Annotated in this window: 21 protein-coding genes; 1 reads left to right on the top strand and 20 read right to left on the bottom strand. The window is 59.6% G+C overall.

From position 1 onward, the window contains the following. Positions 1–3: 3 nt before the first annotated feature. The 13 genes from ACXAED_RS23885 to ACXAED_RS23825 form a co-directional block, all read right to left on the bottom strand. A complete protein-coding gene (locus tag ACXAED_RS23885; RefSeq protein WP_475054204.1) occupies positions 4–873 on the bottom strand; it encodes a branched-chain amino acid ABC transporter permease in 870 nt (289 codons plus the stop codon). A gap of 56 nt (positions 874–929) precedes the next feature. Further along, a complete protein-coding gene (locus ACXAED_RS23880; RefSeq protein WP_475054202.1) occupies positions 930–2,105 on the bottom strand; it encodes an ABC transporter substrate-binding protein in 1,176 nt (391 codons plus the stop codon). Positions 2,106–2,162: 57 nt separating this feature from the next. Further along, positions 2,163–2,942 carry a benzoate diol dehydrogenase BenD gene (gene benD / locus ACXAED_RS23875; RefSeq protein ID WP_475054200.1) on the bottom strand — a complete coding sequence of 260 codons (780 nt, stop codon included), beginning with the start codon at positions 2,940–2,942 and terminating at the stop codon, positions 2,163–2,165. After that, the gene (gene benC / locus ACXAED_RS23870; protein WP_039170786.1) at positions 2,939–3,961 is read right to left on the bottom strand and encodes a benzoate 1,2-dioxygenase electron transfer component BenC; all 1,023 of its coding nucleotides are present in this window, start codon (positions 3,959–3,961) and stop codon (positions 2,939–2,941) included. Before benC ends, benD begins: the two co-directional genes overlap by 4 nt. Positions 3,962–4,034: 73 nt before the next feature. After that, the gene (gene benB, locus ACXAED_RS23865; RefSeq protein ID WP_027233515.1) at positions 4,035–4,562 is read right to left on the bottom strand and encodes a benzoate 1,2-dioxygenase small subunit; all 528 of its coding nucleotides are present in this window, start codon (positions 4,560–4,562) and stop codon (positions 4,035–4,037) included. Positions 4,563–4,574: 12 nt separating this feature from the next. Further along, the gene (gene benA / locus ACXAED_RS23860; RefSeq protein WP_027233514.1) at positions 4,575–5,963 is read right to left on the bottom strand and encodes a benzoate 1,2-dioxygenase large subunit; all 1,389 of its coding nucleotides are present in this window, start codon (positions 5,961–5,963) and stop codon (positions 4,575–4,577) included. A gap of 70 nt (positions 5,964–6,033) precedes the next feature. After that, positions 6,034–7,182: a muconate/chloromuconate family cycloisomerase gene (locus tag ACXAED_RS23855; RefSeq protein ID WP_475054196.1), complete on the bottom strand. Its 1,149-nt coding sequence runs from the start codon at positions 7,180–7,182 to the stop codon at positions 6,034–6,036. Beyond that, positions 7,076–7,495, bottom strand: a complete 420-nt coding sequence (tnpB, locus tag ACXAED_RS23850; protein ID WP_209320164.1) for an IS66 family insertion sequence element accessory protein TnpB — start codon at positions 7,493–7,495, stop codon at positions 7,076–7,078. Before tnpB ends, ACXAED_RS23855 begins: the two co-directional genes overlap by 107 nt. Positions 7,496–7,888: 393 nt before the next feature. Then, a complete protein-coding gene (locus tag ACXAED_RS23845; RefSeq protein ID WP_051357599.1) occupies positions 7,889–8,491 on the bottom strand; it encodes a TetR/AcrR family transcriptional regulator in 603 nt (200 codons plus the stop codon). Positions 8,492–8,708: 217 nt separating this feature from the next. After that, the gene (gene trpD / locus ACXAED_RS23840) at positions 8,709–9,692 is read right to left on the bottom strand and encodes an anthranilate phosphoribosyltransferase (protein ID WP_051357635.1); all 984 of its coding nucleotides are present in this window, start codon (positions 9,690–9,692) and stop codon (positions 8,709–8,711) included. 193 nt (positions 9,693–9,885) lie between these two features. Further along, complete coding sequence (locus ACXAED_RS23835; protein WP_475054192.1) at positions 9,886–10,851, bottom strand: glutathione S-transferase family protein; 966 nt, start codon at positions 10,849–10,851, stop codon at positions 9,886–9,888. A 12-nt stretch (positions 10,852–10,863) separates the two neighbouring features. Then, the gene (gene ygiD / locus ACXAED_RS23830; protein ID WP_027233726.1) at positions 10,864–11,685 is read right to left on the bottom strand and encodes a 4,5-DOPA-extradiol-dioxygenase; all 822 of its coding nucleotides are present in this window, start codon (positions 11,683–11,685) and stop codon (positions 10,864–10,866) included. A 52-nt stretch (positions 11,686–11,737) separates the two neighbouring features. Beyond that, positions 11,738–12,175, bottom strand: coding sequence for a DoxX family protein (locus tag ACXAED_RS23825; RefSeq protein WP_027233725.1), 438 nt, complete (start codon positions 12,173–12,175; stop codon positions 11,738–11,740). 665 nt (positions 12,176–12,840) lie between these two features. Between ACXAED_RS23825 and ACXAED_RS23820 the strand changes: the two genes are divergently transcribed. Beyond that, positions 12,841–13,737, top strand: a complete 897-nt coding sequence (locus tag ACXAED_RS23820; protein WP_475054189.1) for a LysR family transcriptional regulator — start codon at positions 12,841–12,843, stop codon at positions 13,735–13,737. 105 nt (positions 13,738–13,842) lie between these two features. Here the strand turns inward: ACXAED_RS23820 and ACXAED_RS23815 are convergent, their stop codons facing one another. From ACXAED_RS23815 to ACXAED_RS23785, 7 genes are all read right to left on the bottom strand, one after another. Then, positions 13,843–14,598: an HpcH/HpaI aldolase family protein gene (locus ACXAED_RS23815; RefSeq protein ID WP_027233723.1), complete on the bottom strand. Its 756-nt coding sequence runs from the start codon at positions 14,596–14,598 to the stop codon at positions 13,843–13,845. A 45-nt stretch (positions 14,599–14,643) separates the two neighbouring features. Next, positions 14,644–15,564 carry a DUF6282 family protein gene (locus ACXAED_RS23810; protein WP_027233722.1) on the bottom strand — a complete coding sequence of 307 codons (921 nt, stop codon included), beginning with the start codon at positions 15,562–15,564 and terminating at the stop codon, positions 14,644–14,646. 58 nt (positions 15,565–15,622) lie between these two features. Then, positions 15,623–16,351, bottom strand: a complete 729-nt coding sequence (locus ACXAED_RS23805; protein ID WP_462829579.1) for an NAD(P)H-dependent oxidoreductase — start codon at positions 16,349–16,351, stop codon at positions 15,623–15,625. Positions 16,352–16,461: 110 nt separating this feature from the next. After that, positions 16,462–17,733, bottom strand: coding sequence for a TRAP transporter large permease (locus ACXAED_RS23800; protein WP_051357631.1), 1,272 nt, complete (start codon positions 17,731–17,733; stop codon positions 16,462–16,464). Next, complete coding sequence (locus ACXAED_RS23795) at positions 17,733–18,314, bottom strand: TRAP transporter small permease (protein WP_051357630.1); 582 nt, start codon at positions 18,312–18,314, stop codon at positions 17,733–17,735. Before ACXAED_RS23795 ends, ACXAED_RS23800 begins: the two co-directional genes overlap by 1 nt. Positions 18,315–18,370: 56 nt before the next feature. Further along, positions 18,371–19,465: a TRAP transporter substrate-binding protein gene (locus ACXAED_RS23790; RefSeq protein WP_084299317.1), complete on the bottom strand. Its 1,095-nt coding sequence runs from the start codon at positions 19,463–19,465 to the stop codon at positions 18,371–18,373. Continuing rightward, complete coding sequence (locus ACXAED_RS23785; protein WP_475054184.1) at positions 19,466–20,335, bottom strand: cupin domain-containing protein; 870 nt, start codon at positions 20,333–20,335, stop codon at positions 19,466–19,468. Positions 20,336–20,369 lie beyond the last annotated feature (34 nt).

Below are 20,369 nucleotides of genomic sequence, written 5' to 3'. Positions count from 1 at the left end.
GGCTTATCCTTTCGCAGGAAACAGGCCCACGGGCTTGATCACGAGGACAGCAGCCAACAGGGCATAGATGAGGATAGAAGCGAGCTGCGGAGCCAAAACCGCGCCGAAGGTCTGAACGAAACCATAGATCAGCGACCCGGCGATTGCGCCTTTAAGCGAGCCCAGACCGCCTATGACAATCACGATCAAAGTCGGGATCAGGATCTGTAGACCCATATCCGGCGTAACGCTCAAGAGCGGCGCCGCGACGACCCCCGCAAGACCTGCCAGCGCGCATCCGACGCAGAAAACGATGAAGAACAACCGTTCAACATTGATACCGAGACAAGACGCCATGGCATCGTTGTCGACACCGGCCCGGATCATCGCGCCGATTTGCGTACGGCTCAGCACAAATGCAAGCGCTGCGAAGATGAAAAGTCCAAGTACGATGATGAACAGCCGGTAGGCCGGATACTCGATGCCCAGGAATGTCAGCCGACCAGAAAGCAGCGCAGGCGCGTCGATAGCCAACGCCAGATCGCCCCAGAAAATCCGTGTCAGATCGAGCAGCACAAAGATGAGCCCAAAGGTCACCAGCACCTGCGCCATTGGACCGGACTTGCGCATCCGTTTGATAAGTCCGGAATAAAGCAGAATGCCAACCCCGGCCACGGCGACAGGCGCAAGAAAGAACCCCATCCAATAGCCACCGATGGCGGCCAGAGAGGCGGCAAAGTAAGCCCCCAGCGCGTAGAGCGATCCATGCGCAAGATTGACGAAGTGCATCAGCCCGAAGATGACCGTCAGGCCGATGGAAAGCAGAAAGAGCAGCATGGACAGTTGCAGCGCATTCAGCGCCTGAAGCGTCCAGAAACCAAGATCATGTGCCATGAGAGGCCCTCCTCGGAATATGGGCCCGGCCACACGAGGGCGGCCGGGCAGCATTGTCAGTTGGAGACGGGGGCCATCTCGCAGCCATTCGCCGGGTCGGCTTCGGCGGGCAGCTCGGCCAGCACTTTCTGGGTCAGCCCGTTTTCACCCGCCACGGTCTCGTAGACGTAGACCGGCTGGACGATATTGTTGGTGGCCGGGTCGATCGACAGCTTGCCGCGCGGCCCGTCAAAGCTGACCTGGCGCAGGGCTTCAGCCAGCGATGCCCGGTCGTGAGCACCGGTTTTGGCCGCCTCGACCAGCGCCCGGGCCGCGTCATACCCCTGCACGGCGAACTCCGACGGCAGACGACCGGTCTTGGCCTGGAATGCCGCGACAAAGGCGGCATTGGCCGCGTTGTCTAGCGTCGGCACGTAATGCAGCGCGGTGATCACACCTTCGGCGGCCGGACCTTCGGCGTTGACATACAGCGGCGAGGTCAGGAAGCCGGAGCCATATAGCGGCAGATCCGCCTTCAGCCCGAAGCTATCGTACTGCTTGACGAAGGAGATCGCCTCGCCGCCGGCATAGAACACATAGACCGCATCAGCGCCGCTGGCTTTGGCTTGCGCCAGATAGGGACCGAAATCCTGGGTTTTCTGAAACGGGGTCAATTCCTGTCCGGCGATCTCTCCACCCGCGGCGGTAAACGTCTCAACGAAGCCCCCGATCATCTGGCGGCCCGCCGCATAGTCCGGGGCCAGCGTATAGACTTTGCGGATGCCCTGATCGTACATCCATTGCCCCATCGGGCGGTTCACTTGGCCATTGGAAAATGACATGCGGGTGATATAGGGCGAGCAGCTTGCCCCGGTGGCATCATCATTACCGGCATTGGCCACGATCAGCGGCACACCGGCGCCATGCACCATGTCGCGCACGGCGCCCAGAACACCTGAGCTGACGATGCCCGCCACAACGTCAACCTTGTCTTGCAGGATCAGCTTCTTGGCCTTGCCAAGCGCTACGGGCGGCTTCACTTCGGTATCCTCGCGGACAATTTCGAAACCCGTGCCGACTTCACTGCCGAACTGTTCAAGGGCCACGGTAAAGCCCGCTTCGATATCATTGCCGAGCGCGGCATAGACGCCTGAAAACGGCAGCAGCAAGCCGACCTTGATGTCCTCTTCGGCGGCTGCGGGCACAGCAAGGCTGGTGGCGAGCCCGAGGGCCGCCAGGATTGCGCGTTTCATTGTAGTTTCCTCCTGTTGGTTCTTCCGGCCCCTCCTCAGGGCCTGTCCAGCTCGGCGCTAACCGAGATCACCGCCCCCCACCGGCACCGTTACACCGGTGATGTAGGATGCGTCATCCGACGCCAAGAACAGGATCGGACCGGCCTGTTCGTCGAGTGTTCCATAACGTTTCATCAGCGAAGACTGCACCGTCTGGTCGACGATGGTCTTGTACCAGTCTTCGCGCTGTTCTTCCTCGGCATTGGGATTGCGTGGCACTATGCGCGGCGGCGCCTCGGTGCCGCCGGGGGCGGCGGCAACCACACGGATGCCGCGCTCGGCCACTTCCCAGGCCAGGCTCGCCGTGATCGCATTCACACCGCCCTTGGCCGCCGCGTAAGGCACGCGGTTCAACCCGCGCGTGGCGATGGACGACACGTTGACGATCACGCCCGAGCCTTGCGGGAGCATGTGCTCAATCGCGGCCCGGCAGCAGTACAACGTCGGGAACAGCGACCGGCGCACCTCGGCGTCGATCTGCCCGGGCTCGTAATGCTCAAACGGCTTGGCCCAGATCGTTCCGCCTACATTGTTGACCAGGATGTCAATCCGGCCCCACAGGTCCATAGCGGCCTGCATCGCCTCCGCGCAGCCCTCCCAAGTCTCAAGGTCAACCGCGACTGCCTGCACCGCGCCACCCCCTCTGCGGATCGACTCCGCGGCCTCCTCGCGCGCGGGGGAGCGGTCCACGATCAGCACCCGGGCGCCCTCGGCCGCTGCCCGTTCGGCAACCCGGCGGCCAATGCCCTGGGCCGCGCCGGTCACGACCATGACTTTTTCATCAAACCGGCGGCTCATGCGGCTTCCGCCTCTGCTTCGGTCGGGTTGAACTTCTCAAAGTAGAAATTCGCAGGCTCGACCCCCAGCTTGCTGAAGTGGCCCCGCACCGCATCGACCATCGGTGGCGGACCGCAGAGGTACACATCGCAATCGCCGCCGTTCAGATCGCCGGCAGTGACATGATCGGTGACAAAGCCCTTACGCTCATGTGCTTCTTCTTCGGCGGCCAGAATGGTAATGACGGTGACATTGCCGATCTTTGCGGCCAGGTCCTGCACGCGGTCCAGCTCCACCAGATCGGCGGCGCGGGTCACCGCGTAGTACAGCACAATGGGATGATCCGTCCCCTGTTCGGCCGCCTGCTCCAGCATCGACAGGAATGGTGCCAGGCCGGTGCCGCCGGCCAGCCACAGCTGCGCGCGCTCCATGGGGCGCAAGTAAAATGCGCCCATCGGTCCGGTCAGCGTGACGCTGTCGCCGGCCTTGGCCTGTTCGCCCAGGTAGCTGCTCATCACGCCGCCGGGCAGATTGCGGATCAGGAACGTGGCCTCATCGGCACCGGGCGCGGAGGAGAAGGAATAAGAGCGGTGCTTTCCGGTCCCCGGAACGGTGACGTTCACATACTGGCCGGGTAGAAAGCTGACCGGTTTGGCCAGTTTCACTCGCAGCCCGAAGGAGGTCTCCGATAGGGTGTCGACGCCCAGCACCTCGCCTTCGACAGCCTCCGGTGCGGTCTTGCAGGCAGCGGAGGGCACCGGGACGCGCACCACGCAGTCACTTTCCGGCGTCATTTGGCATGTCAGCGCAAAGCCCTGTTCCGCCTCTTCGTCGCTCATGGACTCGTCCATATAGAATTCTAGCTCGTATTCGCCCTTTTCGACGAAGCACTTGCAGGTGCCGCAGACGCCATCCCGGCAATCCATCGGCAGGTTGATCTTTTGACGGAAGGCCGCATCGGTCACCTTCTCGTCGTCATCGCACTGGATGACGCGGGTGACGCCATCTTCGAAATTCAGGGCAACGTTATAGGTCGTCATGGCATGCTCCTCCCTTGGCCGCGCACCCTGACGTGGATGCGCGGAGCTCTCTAAGTTCCCGAAATTCCCGGGGTCAGATGTGGTAAACGTCGATCACGTGGTGAATGTGATCGTTCTTAAGGACCACCTTCTTGTCGGTGATAAGCGGATTTGGGCCGCTGCTGTCGATCGCGTAGAACGACGTGCCCCAGTGCTGGTCGGTTTTGCCGTAGCGATAGCTCAGCGTTTGCCAATTGAAGCGCACCTTGATCTGCGTGCCCTCCCGGCTCAGCACTTCAATCCCCGAAAGGTAATGGTTGGTACGCGGTTCAGGCAGCGATGTTGCAGAAGACCGGTCAGTCTTGATACGGAACACGCGGTCCTCAATGCCCTGTTTGTTGGGATAGTACATCAGCGACATCTCATTCTGCGGATCTTCCGTCAGATTGTCGTAGTCATCCCAGGCGGGCATCCAGAACGGGCAGTCCGCGTCATAGAATGTCAGCCAGGTGTCCCAGTCGCGGTCATCCAGCGCACGGGCCTCGGCATAGAGGAAGGCCTGGATGTCTTCAAAGCTCATCCCCGGGCTGGTGTTGGTGCGTTCAAGTGTTTCAGTGCTCATGTCTTTTCCTCCTCACTCAGCCGCGGTGCGTGCATCAGGCGCAGTGGCGCGTTCCTTGGCGATGGCTTCGCCCATGCGCTCAGACCAGTTGGTATGCTGAATGACAAAGAGACCTTCGTCTTCGGTGCGGGCCCCGGAGAGAACCGGGTTGATCCCGAGGGCCTTGGCATCGTCATCAGGGCCCTCGATCCACTGGGTGGCGCCACGGGTCAAGTCATTCCATTTGGCATGTGCCGCGCCCGCATAGCCGCGCTGAGTGGCCCGGAATTCCTCGGTATCGTCCGGGGTCGCCATGCCGGAGGCGTTGAAGAAATCCTCGTACTGGCGAATACGGCGGCTGCGGGCCTCTTGGCTCTCGCCCTTGGGTGCAATGCAGTAGATCGTCACTTCAGTCTGATCGACACTGATCGGGCGGAAAACGCGGATCTGCGAGCTGAATTGATCCATCAGGAAGACATTCGGGTACAGGCAGAGGTTACGCAGAACGCCCACCATCCACTCTGCCTTGGTCTTCCCGTATTTCTCGGTCCATTCCTCGAGGCGCGGATAGTTCGGGCGGTTGGTCGGGTCCGCCCATTCGGTCCAAAGCAGGATATGGCCGTTCTCATATGCGTGGAAACCGCCGCGCTGCTTGGCCCATTTCGAGGCATCTGTCGCCTTGATGTTGTCTTCCTTGCCATCGTCGGTACGGTGCGCGGTGGTAGCGACGTAGTTCCAGTGGACAGCGGATACGTGATAGCCATCGGCGCCGTTCTCGGCCTGCAGCTTCCAGTTGCCGTCATAGGTATAGGTCGAGGACCCGCGCAGCACCTCAAGCCCTTCGTCAGCCTGGTCAACGATCACGTCGATCATCTTGCGCGCCTCGCCGAGATAGTCCTCAAGCGGCTGCACATCGGCGTTCAGCGAGCCGAACAGGAAGCCACGGTAGTTCTCGAACCGAGCAACCTTTGTCAGGTCGTGGCTTCCGTCCTTGTTGAACTGCTCGGGGTAACCCGCGCCCTTGGGGTCCTTGACCTTCAGAAGCTTGCCGGTGTTCGAGAACGTCCAGCCGTGGAAAGGACAGGTGAACGTTTTCTGGTTGCGGCGCTTAAACCGGCAGAGCTGCGCGCCACGGTGCGAACATGCATTGACCAGTGCGTGCAGTTCACCGTCCTTGTCGCGGGTGATAACGACGGGTGTGCGGCCCATGGTAAGTGTAAAGTAATCGCCCGGCTCTGGGATCTGGCTTTCATGGGCCATGTAAATCCAGTTGCCTTCAAAGATGTGCTTGATTTCAAGCTCGAACAGTTCTTCGTCGGTGAAGATATCCCGACGGCAGCGGAAGACGCCGTTTTCGGGATCATCTTGGATCGCACCGTCGAGGCGGGCCTCGAATTCCTCGAGATTGGATTGTGTGAACATCAGTCGTCCTCCTCCTGACAGCCGCAACGCTTTGGCAGCGTTTTGACTGGCTTTGATGTCATGCCGCTGGTTATTGCCCGGCGGCGGCTTTCATGTTCCGGCCGCCTTCACGGCGGAAAAATGCGACCTTGTCGGGGTCAAGCGTTGCGCCGATGCCGTTGCCTTTCGGGATTTCAACGCAAAAGTCGCGGTAAGTGATCGGTTCAGCCAGAACCTCGTCGGTCAGCAGCAAGGGGCCAAAGAATTCAGTGCCCCAGTGCAGGGTCTCAATGGTGGAAAAGAGCTGGAGAGCGGCTGCTGTCCCCAACCCGGTTTCCAGCATCGTGCCGCCATAGAGGCCGCGCCCTGCCGCCTGCGCGATGGCAATCACCTCAGACGCCCGCTTCAGTCCTCCGGACTGCGCCACTTTCACGGCAAACACATCCGCAGCATTCGCCTCGGCTACCGCCAGGGCATCCTCCGGACCATTCAGGGCCTCGTCTGCCATAACGGCAATCTCGTAGCCGCTGGTCAGTTCCGCCAAGGCGCGACGGTACCGGGCCGGAACAGGCTGTTCGACCAACTCGCAACCCGCGTCCTGAAGACCCTTCAGGCCCCATCGGGCGTCCTGCAGTGACCACGCAGTGTTCACATCGACGCGGATACTGGCGGCATCGCCAACGGCTTTCTTGATCCTGGCCACATGAGCCACGTCTTCCCGCACGGAGCGTTTGCCGATCTTCAGCTTGAAGATGTTGTGGCGGCGGGTCTCGATCATCTCCTGAGCTTCCGCGATATCCGTTTCGGATTTGCCGGAAGCAAGTGTCCATGCCACTGGGAGTTTGCCATGCACTGCACCCCCGAAGAGCTGCGAGACCGGGACGCCGAGACGCTTACCAAGCCCGTCCCAAAGCGCAATTTCCACCGCCGTCCTGGCAATGCGGTTGCCCTTGACAAATTTTTCGATCCGCTGCACCGCTCCGTTCACGTTGTCACCGTCGCAGCCCAGCAGCACGGGTGAGATATATGTGTCGATGGCAGACTGGATGCCCTCGGGGCTTTCGGCTCCATAGCTCAGACCGCCGATGGTGGTGCCTTCGCCAATTCCCTCGGAGCCGTCAGAGAACTTGATCTTAACCAGAACCGCCGTTTGGACCCGCATTGTAGCCATGGACAGCACGTGCCCCCGGATGGTCGGTATATCGAGGATCATCGTCTCGATCTGGTCGATCTTGGTCACGGGTTTCACCACATCTGCAAGTTACGTTGAGATGCAGGTTGCCCGCTGCGGCAAGATTCTGTCGATGATGAGTGGGGTCTCGAGTGATACCCTTCCGGCGACATTCATGTTTCGCAGCACGCTCGGTTGCAACTGCTGGTTTTGTCCAGCGCAGATTTCGCCAGTCGATCTCTTCCAGCAGGTATCCAAGATGGGCAGCGGAGATTTGCACCGCTTCGCCGGTCCCGCTGGCCGGCCAGTTTAACTTCCCCGCTTCCAGCCGTTTCGTGTAGAGCGACATGCCGACGCCATCGTGCCAAAGCAGTTTGACCAAGTCGCCCTAGCGCTCTCGGAAGTAGAAGATTTCACCCGCATGCGGGTCGCGTCCAGGACCCTGCTGCACTGTCAAAGCTAAGGTGTTCATGCCGCGCCTTATCTCGGTCACGGTGCCCCAGAAAGCTCTCCTCCACATTCCGGACCTTGTCGGCATCGCTCCAGTGCCGCCGACGCAGCGTGTTCGCGGCAGAAAGGACTTCGATCTTAGGCCTGAACTTATGGTCGGCCATAAGGTCGAATTTATCATCAGCGCCAAGATCTCGTCAGACGGCCTCCGCCGGAGGCATACGACAAGCGAGCTGCGCCGTCGCATCAAACTTCATAAGTCCTTGGCGCCTGACCTGAACGATCGCGCAGATCAGTGCTCAATAACCCGCATTTTCAAGTTCGCTCAACCTGGCCTTGGCGCGTAAGCGGCGATAAAGATCTCTACTGCAAGTTCCGCCCGCTTTACTGCCTCGTCGGCATTGGGTTTGCCTGCAGTGGCAAGCAGCCTGTCAACCATCAACCCGGAAAAGCTGAGCTGGATGAACTGCTCTGCCGCTGCGGCCGCGCAGTCGAGCAATAGCGCACCGCATAAAGTCTGCCGCTTCAAATAACGTTCAATTAAGCCGCGGGCAAAGCCTGGGCCTGCGGCATGAAACGCTCGGGCGATCTTTGGCTGGCGATGTGCTTCAGAAATGCAGATTCGATAAAGTGACAGAAAATCTTCATCGCAAGTAAAGTTGACTAAGCGGGTAGCCAGTTTTGTCAGGGTCAGCCGCAAGTCGTCGCAATCGGCAACGATACCTTCAACATCACTCATTAATTTTTTACAGTCTCGTTCAACAATCGCCGTAAACAAAGCTTCCTTACTGTCGTGATAGGCATAGATTGTAGCCTTGGACACTCTTGCGGTTTTTGCAATCTCGTCCATGCTAGCCCCAGCATAACCGCACGCAAAGAAAACCGCGCGCGCCCCATCGAGAACGGCTTTCCGCTTTCTTAATGCCATTTTGCTTGTCTCCACTTGAAATCAACAACCCAAGGGGATGGCGGGTCGCCTGGCCAAACAAATCGGGTAGTGCTTCACTTTCACAACCATCTGAAAACACAAAAAGTTTCCAGTACCGGCTGGAAGCTGGGCGCAAGCTCAACTGTCAGCAAGGCAAATTCCTTGCACTTAAAGCAGCAAATTATGCTGTTGTTGTTGCTGATTAGCATCTGCAGGATCACCGCTTCACATACTCACAGGCACTCTTGAGTACCTCCAGTTTGTTCTTGGCATGCCCAGCGTCAATGCTTTCAGCTGCCAGCGCCACACCGCCCTCGAGATCCTCGACTTTGCCAGAAATTTTCAGAGCAGCGGCGGCGTTCAAAAGCACTGCATCTCGGTAGCCCCCGCGCTCTCCACCAAGCAAGTCGGAAAGTTTTCTCGCATTGTGGATCGGGTTTCCGCCCTGGACCTCAGTAAAATCATGCACCGGAAGCCCGGCATCTTCCGGGTGTACCTCGAACTCAGATATTTCGCCGCCGTCAAAAGCGACGACGTGGCTCAGTCCGGCAATGGAAAGCTCATCCGTCCCGTCGCCTCCATGGACGAGCCAAGCGGCGTCCGAACCCAAATCGCGCAGCACCTCTGCCATTGGCCTAAGCCACTCGCTTGAAAAAGCACCCGTTAATTGCCGCTTGACCCCTGCAGGATTAGTCAGTGGCCCGACGATGTTAAAAATCGTTCGAGCACCGAGTTCCACGCGAACTGGTGACACATGATGCATCGCTGCGTGATGGAGTGGCGCCATCAAGAACGATATCCCGTGTTCTTCAAGCAGACGCTCTGAGACTTCTGCGCTCTGCATGAGGTCAATCCCCAAAGACGAGAGCGCGTCCGCCGCTCCGGATTTCGAGGAGAGCTTGCGATTTCCGTGCTTGGCGACGGGGACACCTGCCCCAGCCACTACGAAGGCCGTCGCTGTGGAAATGTTGAGGGTCCCTTTTCCATCTCCGCCAGTCCCGACAATGTCAATTGCACCGTCTGGTGCCCGAACGCGTTGCATTTTCGCACGCATAACGGATGCAGCGGCGGCAATCTCGGTGACTGTCTCGCCACGCGTTCGCAGGGCGATGAGAAAGCCGGCGATCTGCGCCGGTGAGGCCGCTCCTTCAAACAATGTAAGGAAAGCTTGTTCCGCCTCTCCTTTCGTCAACCCTCGCATAATTGCAGCGTCGATAAGTCCTTTGATTTCCGCCAATACTTGTTCCTTTTCGACAGATGTTTTTCCAGTCAGGAGCCCTGCTCGAGCGCGCGGGCTTCCAAAGCTTGCAGGCGCAGAGACCCGAGGTGAAAAACCACACCAACGTGCTGGCACGTGTTCTATGCTGCGCCGTCAACTCCTTGCCTGTCAGCGTTCATGTCGCCCTTTCGAGTAGCGCACTCATGTGCGCAGGGGCCTTGGGGACTACTCCGAGGGGATTGAGCGCCTTGATCGAGTAATAGCCCTGCAAGATGTGGTCCATATCCACCGTTTGGCGAACGCCTGGGATCTGCAGAATACGCTCTAAATACTCAAATAGACGCGAATAATCCCGAATCTCTCGGCGATTGGTCTTAAAGAGGCCATGATATGCCGCGTCGAAACGGATCAAGGTCACGAAAGCCCGAATGTCCGTCTCCGTCAGTGTGTCTCCGAACAGGAAATCGCCAGTCAGCCGGTCCTCGAGCTCGTCGAGCGTTGCGAAGATCCCGTCCATCGCCTCGTCATAGGCCGCCTGCGACGTCGCAAAACCCGCTTTGTAGACCCCGTTGTTCAACTGGTCGTAGATGCGCGGGTTGAGTTCGTCGATCTCCGCCGCGTGCGCCTCGGGATACAGACGGATATCCGATGGCACGAGATGCTCGAAGGCGGTGTCCAGCATACGCAGGATGTCGGCGCTTTCGTTGTTCACCATCACGCCGCGCTTCATGTCCCAGAGCACCGGTACGGTCGCGCGCCCGGTGAACTGCGGATCGGCACGGGTGTAGAGCTCATGCATGTAGCGCGCGCCGTAGAGCGGGTCCTCGTCCGCTCCGGGGTAGCCGCCGAAACTCCAGCCCTGATCGGTCAGGGTCGGGTTCACCACTGTCACCTCGATCATGTCCTCAAGGCCCTTAAGCTTGCGGGCGATCAGCGTGCGCGACGCCCAGGGACAGATCAGCGCGACATAGAGCCTATAGCGGTCGGGCTCGGCCGCGAAACCGCCCTCGCCCGTCGGGCCTGGCTGGCCGTCGGCCGTGATCCAGTTGCGGAAGCTAGACACTTGGCGCACGAAGCGGCCTCTCTCGTCGGCCTTCTGCACCGGCTGCCAGTTCTCCATCCATTTTCCGTCGATAAGCATGGTGCTTTCTCCTCAGTTCGCGTGAAAGATGAAGGACCGCATCGACACCGACCCGAGATCGATGGCATCGGTCATGAAGGTCAGATCGTCGCCATTGTCTGAGGCCCCGGCGATGGTGAGCGCGGGAAGGTAGTGATCCACCGTCGGATGCGCCATAGGCAGAAGCGCCCCCAGCCCCTTGGCATCGGCCAGCGCGGCGAAGTCGCGCTCCACGAGACGGTCAGCGAAGAGCGCGTCGAATTCCAACGCGAAGTCCTGCGGTCGACCGCCCCACTGCATGGTGCGCAGGTTGTGCACGACGTTGCCCGATCCGAGGATCAGGACACCGCGGTCACGCAGCTCCGACAGGGCCCGGCCGATCTCAAGCTGATGCTCGAGTCCGCGGCTCATGTCGATAGAGACCTGGAACACCGGCACGTCGGCCTCGGGGTAGAGGAATCTCAGCACCGCCCAGGCGCCGTGGTCGAGCCCCCAGCGGTCGTCTTCCTGCGCCCGGTGGCTTTTGAGCAGGGTCACCACCTCGCGGGCAAGCTCCGGCTGTCCGGCGGCAGGGTATTGCTGCTTAAACAGCGCTTTGGGGAAGCCGTAGAAATCATGGATCGTCTTCGGCATCTCCGAGACGTCGACCAAAGTGGTGCCCCGCGTCATCCAATGGGCTGAAACCACCAGAATGGCCCGGGGCCGCGGCAGGCTCTGGCCCAGGCGGGTCCAGGCGCGGCTGAAGGCGGTATCCTCGATCGCGTTCATCGGACTGCCATGGCCTAGAAAGACCACTGGCATCCGGTCGGAGGGGGCGAAGCGGTCGCGAAGGTCCTGAAGGCTGTGCGTTTGCATGAGACGTCTCCCGAGTTGGGCCGAACCGCCTTCTGGCGATCCGGCGTTTAAGTTACGCTCCGGCGAATTTGCCGAGGGTGCGGTCGAGAACCGGCAGGTGCAGCGCGTAGGCTCCGGCGCCGAGCAGCAGGATCACACCCTGTGCGATGGCCCAGAACAGCGGGAATTCCCAGCCGCCGCCTTCGTTCGAAAAAGCCCAGCCGAAGCCCGAGTGGGCCCAGACCGAGCCGAGCAGGATCGCCAGGAGCGGGATCGAGACAGTGCGGACGCCCACGCCCAGAATTAGCGCCATGCCGCCGCCCAGTTCGCCAAGGATGGTCAGGTAGGCGAAGACCTCCGGCAGGCCGAGGCTTTCGAAGAAGGCCACAGTGCCGGGGATGGTGAAGAGGCTCACCTTCATCCAGCCGTGGGCGAGGAAGGCCACGCCACTGGTGACACGAAGGATGAAGGCCGCATAGTCGGCGTTGTTGTTTGCAGAATTGATGGACATGTCAGTCACTCCTTGGACTTTGGTCGCGCCACTTGCCTCCATAAGTGGTGGCTTGTTTCCGATGCCCGCAACCTAAGCCTTGCAGCTAGTCAACAAAATGGAGATGTTAGAGAATGACTATCTTCGTTTTGTTCCGAATTTAGGAACGGGCCTATTCAACCAAATCATGCCGTTCGGTAACGTGGGTGCTCTGGCGTTCAGTTGCATAACACCAAGACACCAGAACCAGAGCGCTGGCCTATAAGTTCCACGGTGAAAATGCTCCCGCCCTCCCTGAAACCAGATAGGGCCGAAACTGGCCGATTTTTACGCCGCCCGCAGGAGGTTCATCCCGCCGCTGCCGTGGCTGACTTTCGCACCGCCGCTTACACTCGAGGCGGCCACTCAAACCTTTGTCAATCATTACAATAACCATCGCGGCTACGAGCACCCCGGCAGCGTCACGCCCGACGACGCCTGTTTTGGCCTGGCGCTCGCCATCCTGAAGCAAAAAAGTAGGATCAAGGTAAATGACCATCCGTCAGCACTGCTTGCTCAACCTGGGCCAGTCAGATGAGGTTGCTCACTTCCGCGTTTGATATAGGAGGCCATTACCGCTTGCAAACATTCCACAAAATAGAGATATCTTGAAGTAACTATCCACAAATTATTCCACACAGTTATCCATGGATATTGTTGACCAACTCAAGGCCTTCGTGGCCACCGCTCAGACCGGCTCGTTCACTGCGGCCGCAGGTCAACTGGGTGTCTCGAACCGGTTGACCTCAAAATACGTTGCCGAGCTGGAGCGCCGCCTCGGCACTCGGCTCCTTCAGAGAACCACCCGCAAGGTGGGTCTTACTCCTGCCGGTGACGAGCTTCTCGCACGGGCGCCTGCCCTGCTCGATGATCTCGATGACCTACTCGGCGAAGTTTCGGAAGGCTCACGCGGCCTCACCGGCGTCATCCGAATTTCGGCACCAGTGACTTTCGGAGAAGTCTATGCAGCAGGAATGCTCGCGCGATTTGCCAAACAAAACTTGGCCCTGACGATCGATCTGAGATTGAACGACCGCCATGTCGACCTGGCGAGCGAGGGCATCGATCTGGCCTTCCGCATGGGGCATTCTGAGATGTTATCTCTCAAGACGCGCAAGCTGGGCACGTTCGGCAGTCTCCTGGTTGCCAGCCCATCCTACATTGAACGGTGCGGATCACCTAAGTCTCCCGAGGATCTTGTAAACCACACCTGTATTGTCGACACCAACCGCCGTGCGCCAAACAGGTGGCTGTTCAATCGGGACGGCACCGAAACGGTTGCGCATGTACGCGGACGTTTCCATGTCAATTCAGCGCGCGCCGCGGCCGCCCTTGCAGCTGATGGCGTAGGGATCGCCTATGCCCCGCGCTTTGTGCTGCACGACACGCTCCAAACAGGATCATTGATGCCATTACTTGATGACTACACTGGAGAAACCGGGCCCGTCAGCGCAGTCTACCTTGAAGGACGCTCCCTGCCCAGAAAGGTCCGTGCACTCATAGAGTTCGCAATCGAGGACATCAAATTGACATCAATCCTTTGAGCCGCCGCGTTCCGGACCAGCGACCGCAGCACCATGCCCGCCAAGGAGGCGGGTCACCTTCGGTGCCGAAATAACCGCCGGAATGCAACCGTCCGGCGGCTCAGTTCACGATGATAATCCCGCCGGCATCAACGCGGTGGCGGATTTGCGCAGCATGGATTGGTCCGATCCGCAAACAAACAGAGTAACACCCTTGGCATGCCAGGACGGGATTTGATTTGCGTCACCTACGAACAGGCCAATGGCTTTCCTAGCCCTTTTCCCGGCCTCGACGATGCGCATGATGGCGGCATCCAGCTCAGCCGAGGGCATCCCGGCCCCCATGGACTGGGACAAATCTGCCGGACCTATGAACAGCATGTCGACATCGTCAATCGCGGCAATCGCGTCCAAGTGATCCAACGCGCTTGCGTCCTCGATCTGTACCATGACGACACTGGCGGCATCGCTGGCGGATTGATACTCAGGGATGCTCAGGCCGCCGTAGTTACCTGCACGCGGAGAGGGGGACAAGCCGCGTTTCCTGCGCGAAAACTTCACTGCGTCGCAAACGGCTTCTGCAGCCTCTTGGTCCATGACATGCGGCACCATGACCCCGGACAAGCCCAGATCCAGAAGCGGCGCAATCCAGTCAGTATCCGCACCCCAGCGCCGGGACAAAAGCGGCAGGCCGGCGGCGCGAGAGGCCAGCGCCATCATGTCCATCTGACTGATGTCTATCGGTGCGTGCTCCTGATCAAGCACCGCAAAATCCAGCCCCGCATGCCCAAGGATTTCGACATTGTGCGGTGCAGGGGTTTTGATGAAGGTCCCGATCAATAGTTCGCCGGCCTTAATGCGCGATCTCAGATCCTGTGCCATTCAAGAGTTCCTATTTTGGTCTGTACGTATCGCATTTCGGATCCATTAAGCGGCCAACCCGATAACATCGGCAGCATTGGTGGACACCATGGCGCGGATCTGGGCGTCGGAATAGCCAAGCTCAATGCAGGTGGCGACACCGCGCTGGAACCCTTCCAAGGGGCTGAGTGTGCCGGTCTGTCCAAGATCTGAGCACAGGATCGTGCGTTCCGCACCAACCAGGTCGATGAAGGCTTTCAGATCCTCGTTCTTGCGGGTTCGGAATTTCGACCCTTCCAGGAAGAATGCCAGCGAATGCTCCACATAAGCGCCCATATCCGCGATTTCCCTGGTATCGTCCATAGAGGCGCCGACGATATCTTCAGGGTGGGTAAAGATCAGCCGCTCTACCCCGCGCTTGCGGGCCTCGGCAAAGACAATCTTGGTTTCCGAGACATGGATATGCCCGCTGGCCAGTGCCATGCCGGTGGCCGCCATCACGTCCAGTAGATCCACAACCTCGGGGCGCAGCTTGCCGCCATCGAACAGCGGCACGGCCTTGGCGGCACGGATTTTTTGTGTCGAAGCGGGGTGCGCCCAGCCGGAGCTTTTCTCCCATTTCAGATGGTTTTCCGCCGCCAGCGTAGGCAGCCACACGATCCGCCCGTCCATCGCGGCGGTGTGCTCCACTGCATAGGGGTTGATACCGCCAACCACGTTGTTCAACACGATGCCCGAAAGGACCTGTGTAGATAGGTCCGCATAGTGATCGCGGATCATGCGGGCGCACATCACACCGGAGTAATCGTGGTCCTTGGTCACCATAGCCGCGAAGCCGGCCTTGGAATAGATCTGGGCCAGTTCCAGATGGTCTACCGCCCGGGGTGCAATGGACGGACCACTGTGAACATGCGGGTCAACCGCGCCTTGCAGGATCCCGGCAATCCGTTCTTTTTGTTCGGTTTCGATCGTCTTGACTTCGCTCATGGCTGACCTCCTGGTCGTGGTTAGTTCAATATCTCCGATGCCTTGACTGCTGCGACAGTCACTTCTTGAGGCTCCAGGCACCGTCCGGCACTTCATCCAGCGCGTTGCGCCAGGCGCTGGTCCGCTGGATAGGATGTGCTGCCATTTCCAGAGCCGCCTTAGCGGCCGCGGCCATATATGCCTGGCGCTCGGCGTCGCTGGCGCGCGGAACTCCATAGCTGACGACAGGGCTTTGCACTTCGAAGCCCATGTATTCCAGGGCCAGCCTACGGATCGGCATCAAGAGCGGGCCAATCGGGCCATAGGCGCCGTCGCTGGAAAACCGTTCCGGCATGCCGCCGGTGGTGACACTGAGCATCGCGCGGCGTCCCCTGAATAGCCCGGTGCCGAAGCGCCGCCCATCCACATAGGCAAAGCCATAGCTCATCACCCGGTCGATCCAGCCTTTCATGAGTGCCGGGGGCCCACCCCACCACAGGGGGAATTGCAGAATCAGGTTGTCGGCCTCTGCCACCCGCGCCTGTTCCCGCGCGATTTCCCCGGCATAGTTGTGATGGCGTGCGGCATGCGCCTGCTCGGCCTGCAGGTGAAACCGGTCGGGATTTACCGCGCCTTGCATGTCGTGCCGCCCGGCATCCGCCCGGAACCCATCTGCCGCCAGATCCGAGACGGTCACGCAGTGACCTGCCTCTGCCAGCGCGCGTCCCATGGCAGCCGCAAGGGCATGGTTGAAAGACGACGGTTCGGGATGGGCGACGACGATCAGAATGTTGCGCTGTTCAGCCATCGGCCGGAACTCCGCCTTGCTGCCGCTCTTGCAGGAGCAGCAAAGAGGGGGTGATACCCGCAGTCATGGCACAGGTGGTGAGGAATTTGCGATTGGCCATGGAGCGTCCCTCAGAACAATGCGCGCGGTATGAAGAGTGTGAGCTGCGGGATCAGCGCGATCAGCGCCAGGACACCCAGGCAGATCCCGACCAGCGGCAGCGCCTCGCGGATCACCCGCGTGAGCGGCTCGCCAGAAATAGCCGAGGCAATGAAGAGAAGGATGCCCACCGGTGGCGTGGCCATACCAATCACCACGTTCAGAACCACGACAGTTCCGAACTGAACCGGATCCATCCCGATGATCGCCTGGATCTTGAGCAGAATGGGCATGGTCAGGATCAGGATGGAAATCGGTTCGAGGAACATGCCCAAAATCAGCAGGAAAAGATTTAACAGCAGCAGGATCACCCAGGGGTTCTCGGTAATCTCAAGCATCGCATTTGCGATAAGTGTCGGAACCTGCTCCAGAGTGAATACAAAGGACACAATGCTGGCCATCGAAGTGATGAACAGGATCGAGGCGGATACCAATGCGGTGGCGATTAGCGCATTCCATACCCGTTCTGCGGTTAAGTCCCTGTAGATGAACCCGATGACCAGCGCATAGGCAACCGCCACGGCCGCAGCTTCTGTCGGTGTAAAGATCCCGGCCTTGATGCCGACCAGAATGATCAACGGCAGGATCAGCGCCGGAAGCGTGCGTCTGGTGGCAGTCATCCGTTCCCTGAACATCATTTTTTCGGTCACGGGGAACCCCTCGTGACGGGCCCGCCAAGTGGCGTAGGCCAGCAGCCCGGCGGCGATACCGATCCCTGGTGCCACACCGGCCAGGAACAGCTGACCAATCGACGCTCCTGACAAAACACCATAGATGATCATGGTGATCGACGGAGGGATGATCGGCCCCATGACCGAACTCACGGCAATCAGCGCTGCGGCGTAGGCAGCAGGCATTCCCTGCCGTGACATTGTCGGGATCAGGATGGTGCCGAGCGCCGATGCCTCGGCCGTTGCGCTTCCTGAGATGCCGGCAAAAAAACCTGACGACAGAATAGAAACGGAGGACATGCCGCCGCGCCGGTGGCCAACCATGGCACGGGCAAAGCTGACGATCCGGTCTGTTACCCCCCCCACGTTCATCAGAGATCCAGCCAGCAGGAACAGCGGAATGGTCAGCAGCACGAACTGATCGATCCCGGCAATCATCCGCTGCGGCAGCATCAGCGCCATCATCCCGTTTCCGGACAGGTAGAGGTAGATCGTTCCGCCGATTCCCAATGCCAGTGCGATGGGAATGCCGCTGGCCAGAAGCCCTGCGAAGACAAGGAAAAAACTGCCCATCAGACCGAATCTCCTGTTTTTGCCGAATGCATGTCCGGCGTTTCTGTATTGCCGAGGAACTCACACCGGAAACGGGCTGCCAGATCCGCCAGCACATGCAGTGACATAAGAGACAGTCCGACGGTTACCGAGACATAGACCCAGCGAATTGACAGCCCCAAGGGCGCACCAGTTAGGGTTTCCCAAATGAAATCGAGTGCCGGGATAGTCTGACGGTCAAAGCGGGAGGCGAAATCATAGCCATGCCAGGCCATCAGGCCTAGAAAGAACAGGACTGGAATGGCCGTCAGCGCACTAAGTATCCATTTCGCGCGCGGCGGCAGCCTCGCGGGCAAGAAATCCAGCGCGACGAACTCGCCTTGTGTATAGGCAAGACCCAATACCAGGAATGTCTGCCAGATCAACAGGTAGCGGCACAGCTCTTCTGCCCAGATAAGTGAATCACCAACCACATAGCGGGCGATGACCTGCGCAATCATTATGCCAACGATCATCGCCATGAAGACCCCGGCCAAGGTGCGCACCGCCAGAACATATCCTCGCACGATGGCCGGGGGTTTGGTGATGGAAGCGGGTGTCATGAGTTATCTTTCCGGGTTCCCCACCGCGCGGCTTTGATCGCGCGGTGGGGAAAACCTCACTTTGCCTGGCCAGTCTGGACTGCGGCGGCGGCAAGTTCTGCGATCAGCGGGTCTTTGGCGGCCCATTCCGCAGTCACACCCGTCACCTTGGCCCGCATTGCGTCCAGATCCGCCAGTTCCAAAACTTCGACGCCTTTCTGCGTCAAGGTATCGCGGCCCTCGGCATCCTGTGACTTTGCATAGGCCAGCGTCGCTGTAACCGACCGGCGACCGGCCTCTGTGACAGCGGCTTTTTCCTCGTCGCTGAGCGTGTCCCAGTAGCGTTCCGACATGAGAGTCGTCATATGCCAAGGATAGTGGCCGGTCAGCGTGAGATGCTTGCCGACTTCCCAAAGATTTTCGCCCAGCATAGAGGAGATATTGATTTCCACTGCGTCAATCACGCCGGTTTCCAGTCCCCCGTACACTTCGCCATAAGGCATACCCACCGGCGACGTTCCCAGCGTTTCCCAAATCTGTTTGTGCAGCGGCACGGGAACGATCCGCGTCTTCAGCCCTGCCAAATGGTCAAGAGATGTAACCGGGTCTTTGACCGATAGAAAATGCCGCTGGCCGGTATCGGCCGTGGCCAGCCCGATCAGCCCGGCCTCGCGCAGGTCGTTCTGAATCTTTTGTCCCACATCACCTAGCGCCAGTTCGCCAAAGTGATCATAGTCGCGCACAAGGAACGGCAACTGCCAGCCGTTCATCGCCAGCCGGCCAGTGACCAGCGGGATCAGCACGCCAGACACGGCGGTGACATCCATCGTCCCAGCTACCGCGCCTTCCAGAAGCTGCTTGTCGTCGCCCAACTGGCGGTTCGGAAAGATTAGCACGTTGAAGGCGCCCGGCATAAGTTCTTCCAGAGCCTCTGCGAAACTGGTGGCCAGCTTGTGGCCAGGGTGCAGCTCGTTGGCGGCATGGGCAATCTTCATGGGCTTGCCTGAAGCACGTGCAACGTGTGGCATGGCCAGAGTTGCAGTCAAGGCTGCGCCTGTCTGCAAAAGGGTTCGTCTGGTGATCATCGGTTTCTCCTCCCGAAATCCTAGTGGGTATGTGCTGCGCGCCAGCGCGGATACCGCGGTGACTGGCTGTTGCTTTTGTTCTGGCATCTAGACCGGGCCTTCCGCAGGATCTTCCGGCATCGGATAGTCCTCGGCGTTCAGCACCCATCGCGCCTTTTGTGAGAAGTCCTTGCGCGGTGGGCTGAAAACATCGACCAACTGATTTCTTCCTGCCCCGCTCGCCCGTGTTGTGTGGATAACGGGCGGCGGAATGACCAGCATGGAGGGCGAGGCCATCTCTATTGCCTCGTCGTCTCGCCAATCTGCCATGTCAGTGGTCCAGGGCCAGCGCAGGTAGTGGGTGAACTCCCCGCTCAAGGCCAAAGAGCCCTGTTCGAAGTCATCGTGATGATGCGGCGACATTTTCGCGGCATCGCGCGGACCGTCGAAGGGGTCCAGCACATTTATCATCAACGTGGTGCAGCGGAAGATCCGGCCGAATTGCCCGTCTTCCTTCGGCACGTTCAGCGAATAGGACCGGATTTTCCAACCGTCCTTGGGTTCAGGCCAGGGCTGAAAAGCAGGGATGTGAGTGCGTGGTGTATCATAGCTGCGTGCATTGCTGCAGGCTTCGGCCAGATCGGTGCTTTGGGTGGAAAACAGGCGCACCAGTTCGCCGCCGCCGGGCATTTCAACGCGGCTGTCGCCTGGCGGGACAAAGGCGATGGAGTACCCCGGAACCGTCTCGCGGGTTCCCTCCCATTCGATGACCGCTCCGGCTTTTGGCAGCAGCACCGCATATTCATCCACTTGACCGCTGCGTTCGAAGACGGCGCCAGACACGGTCTGGGAAAAACTGATCAGGAAATTTTGCCCCCTCATGAGCCAGGTCTTGCCAGTACCATCTTCAAGCTGGGGAACTGCGGTGTAAAACCGCCCCTCCTGCTGTTCGGTTACCAGTCCGGTTTGCCCCGTCATGTCGTTTGCCCCAGCCGGGGCAAGCGACGCCCGC

The organism is Leisingera sp. ABM4_103 (assembly GCF_056158685.1).
Note: the sequence above shows the minus strand (reverse complement) of the source record. Positions and strands in the feature narration are given on the sequence as shown.

Excerpts from the sequence above, each read along its gene's own strand:
- ACXAED_RS23800 (WP_051357631.1), bottom strand. The coding sequence starts at position 17,733 with ATGGGCAGTTTTTTCCTTGTCTTCGCAGGGCTTCTGGCCAGCGGCATT.
- benD (WP_475054200.1), bottom strand. The coding sequence starts at position 2,942 with ATGAGCCGCCGGTTTGATGAAAAAGTCATGGTCGTGACCGGCGCGGCC.
- ACXAED_RS23790 (WP_084299317.1), bottom strand. The coding sequence starts at position 19,465 with ATGCCAGAACAAAAGCAACAGCCAGTCACCGCGGTATCCGCGCTGGCG.
- benB (WP_027233515.1), bottom strand. The coding sequence starts at position 4,562 with ATGAGCACTGAAACACTTGAACGCACCAACACCAGCCCGGGGATGAGC.
- trpD (WP_051357635.1), bottom strand. The coding sequence starts at position 9,692 with ATGCGAGGGTTGACGAAAGGAGAGGCGGAACAAGCTTTCCTTACATTG.
- ACXAED_RS23805 (WP_462829579.1), bottom strand. The coding sequence starts at position 16,351 with ATGGCTGAACAGCGCAACATTCTGATCGTCGTCGCCCATCCCGAACCG.
- ACXAED_RS23795 (WP_051357630.1), bottom strand. The coding sequence starts at position 18,314 with ATGACACCCGCTTCCATCACCAAACCCCCGGCCATCGTGCGAGGATAT.
- benA (WP_027233514.1), bottom strand. The coding sequence starts at position 5,963 with ATGTTCACACAATCCAATCTCGAGGAATTCGAGGCCCGCCTCGACGGT.
- ACXAED_RS23815 (WP_027233723.1), bottom strand. The coding sequence starts at position 14,598 with ATGGCACAGGATCTGAGATCGCGCATTAAGGCCGGCGAACTATTGATC.
- benC (WP_039170786.1), bottom strand. The coding sequence starts at position 3,961 with ATGACGACCTATAACGTTGCCCTGAATTTCGAAGATGGCGTCACCCGC.
- ygiD (WP_027233726.1), bottom strand. The coding sequence starts at position 11,685 with ATGCAAACGCACAGCCTTCAGGACCTTCGCGACCGCTTCGCCCCCTCC.
- ACXAED_RS23785 (WP_475054184.1), bottom strand. The coding sequence starts at position 20,335 with ATGACGGGGCAAACCGGACTGGTAACCGAACAGCAGGAGGGGCGGTTT.
- ACXAED_RS23810 (WP_027233722.1), bottom strand. The coding sequence starts at position 15,564 with ATGAGCGAAGTCAAGACGATCGAAACCGAACAAAAAGAACGGATTGCC.
- ACXAED_RS23880 (WP_475054202.1), bottom strand. The coding sequence starts at position 2,105 with ATGAAACGCGCAATCCTGGCGGCCCTCGGGCTCGCCACCAGCCTTGCT.
- ACXAED_RS23825 (WP_027233725.1), bottom strand. The coding sequence starts at position 12,175 with ATGTCCATCAATTCTGCAAACAACAACGCCGACTATGCGGCCTTCATC.
- ACXAED_RS23885 (WP_475054204.1), bottom strand. The coding sequence starts at position 873 with ATGGCACATGATCTTGGTTTCTGGACGCTTCAGGCGCTGAATGCGCTG.
- ACXAED_RS23835 (WP_475054192.1), bottom strand. The coding sequence starts at position 10,851 with ATGCTTATCGACGGAAAATGGATGGAGAACTGGCAGCCGGTGCAGAAG.
- ACXAED_RS23845 (WP_051357599.1), bottom strand. The coding sequence starts at position 8,491 with ATGGCATTAAGAAAGCGGAAAGCCGTTCTCGATGGGGCGCGCGCGGTT.
- ACXAED_RS23820 (WP_475054189.1), top strand. The coding sequence starts at position 12,841 with ATGGATATTGTTGACCAACTCAAGGCCTTCGTGGCCACCGCTCAGACC.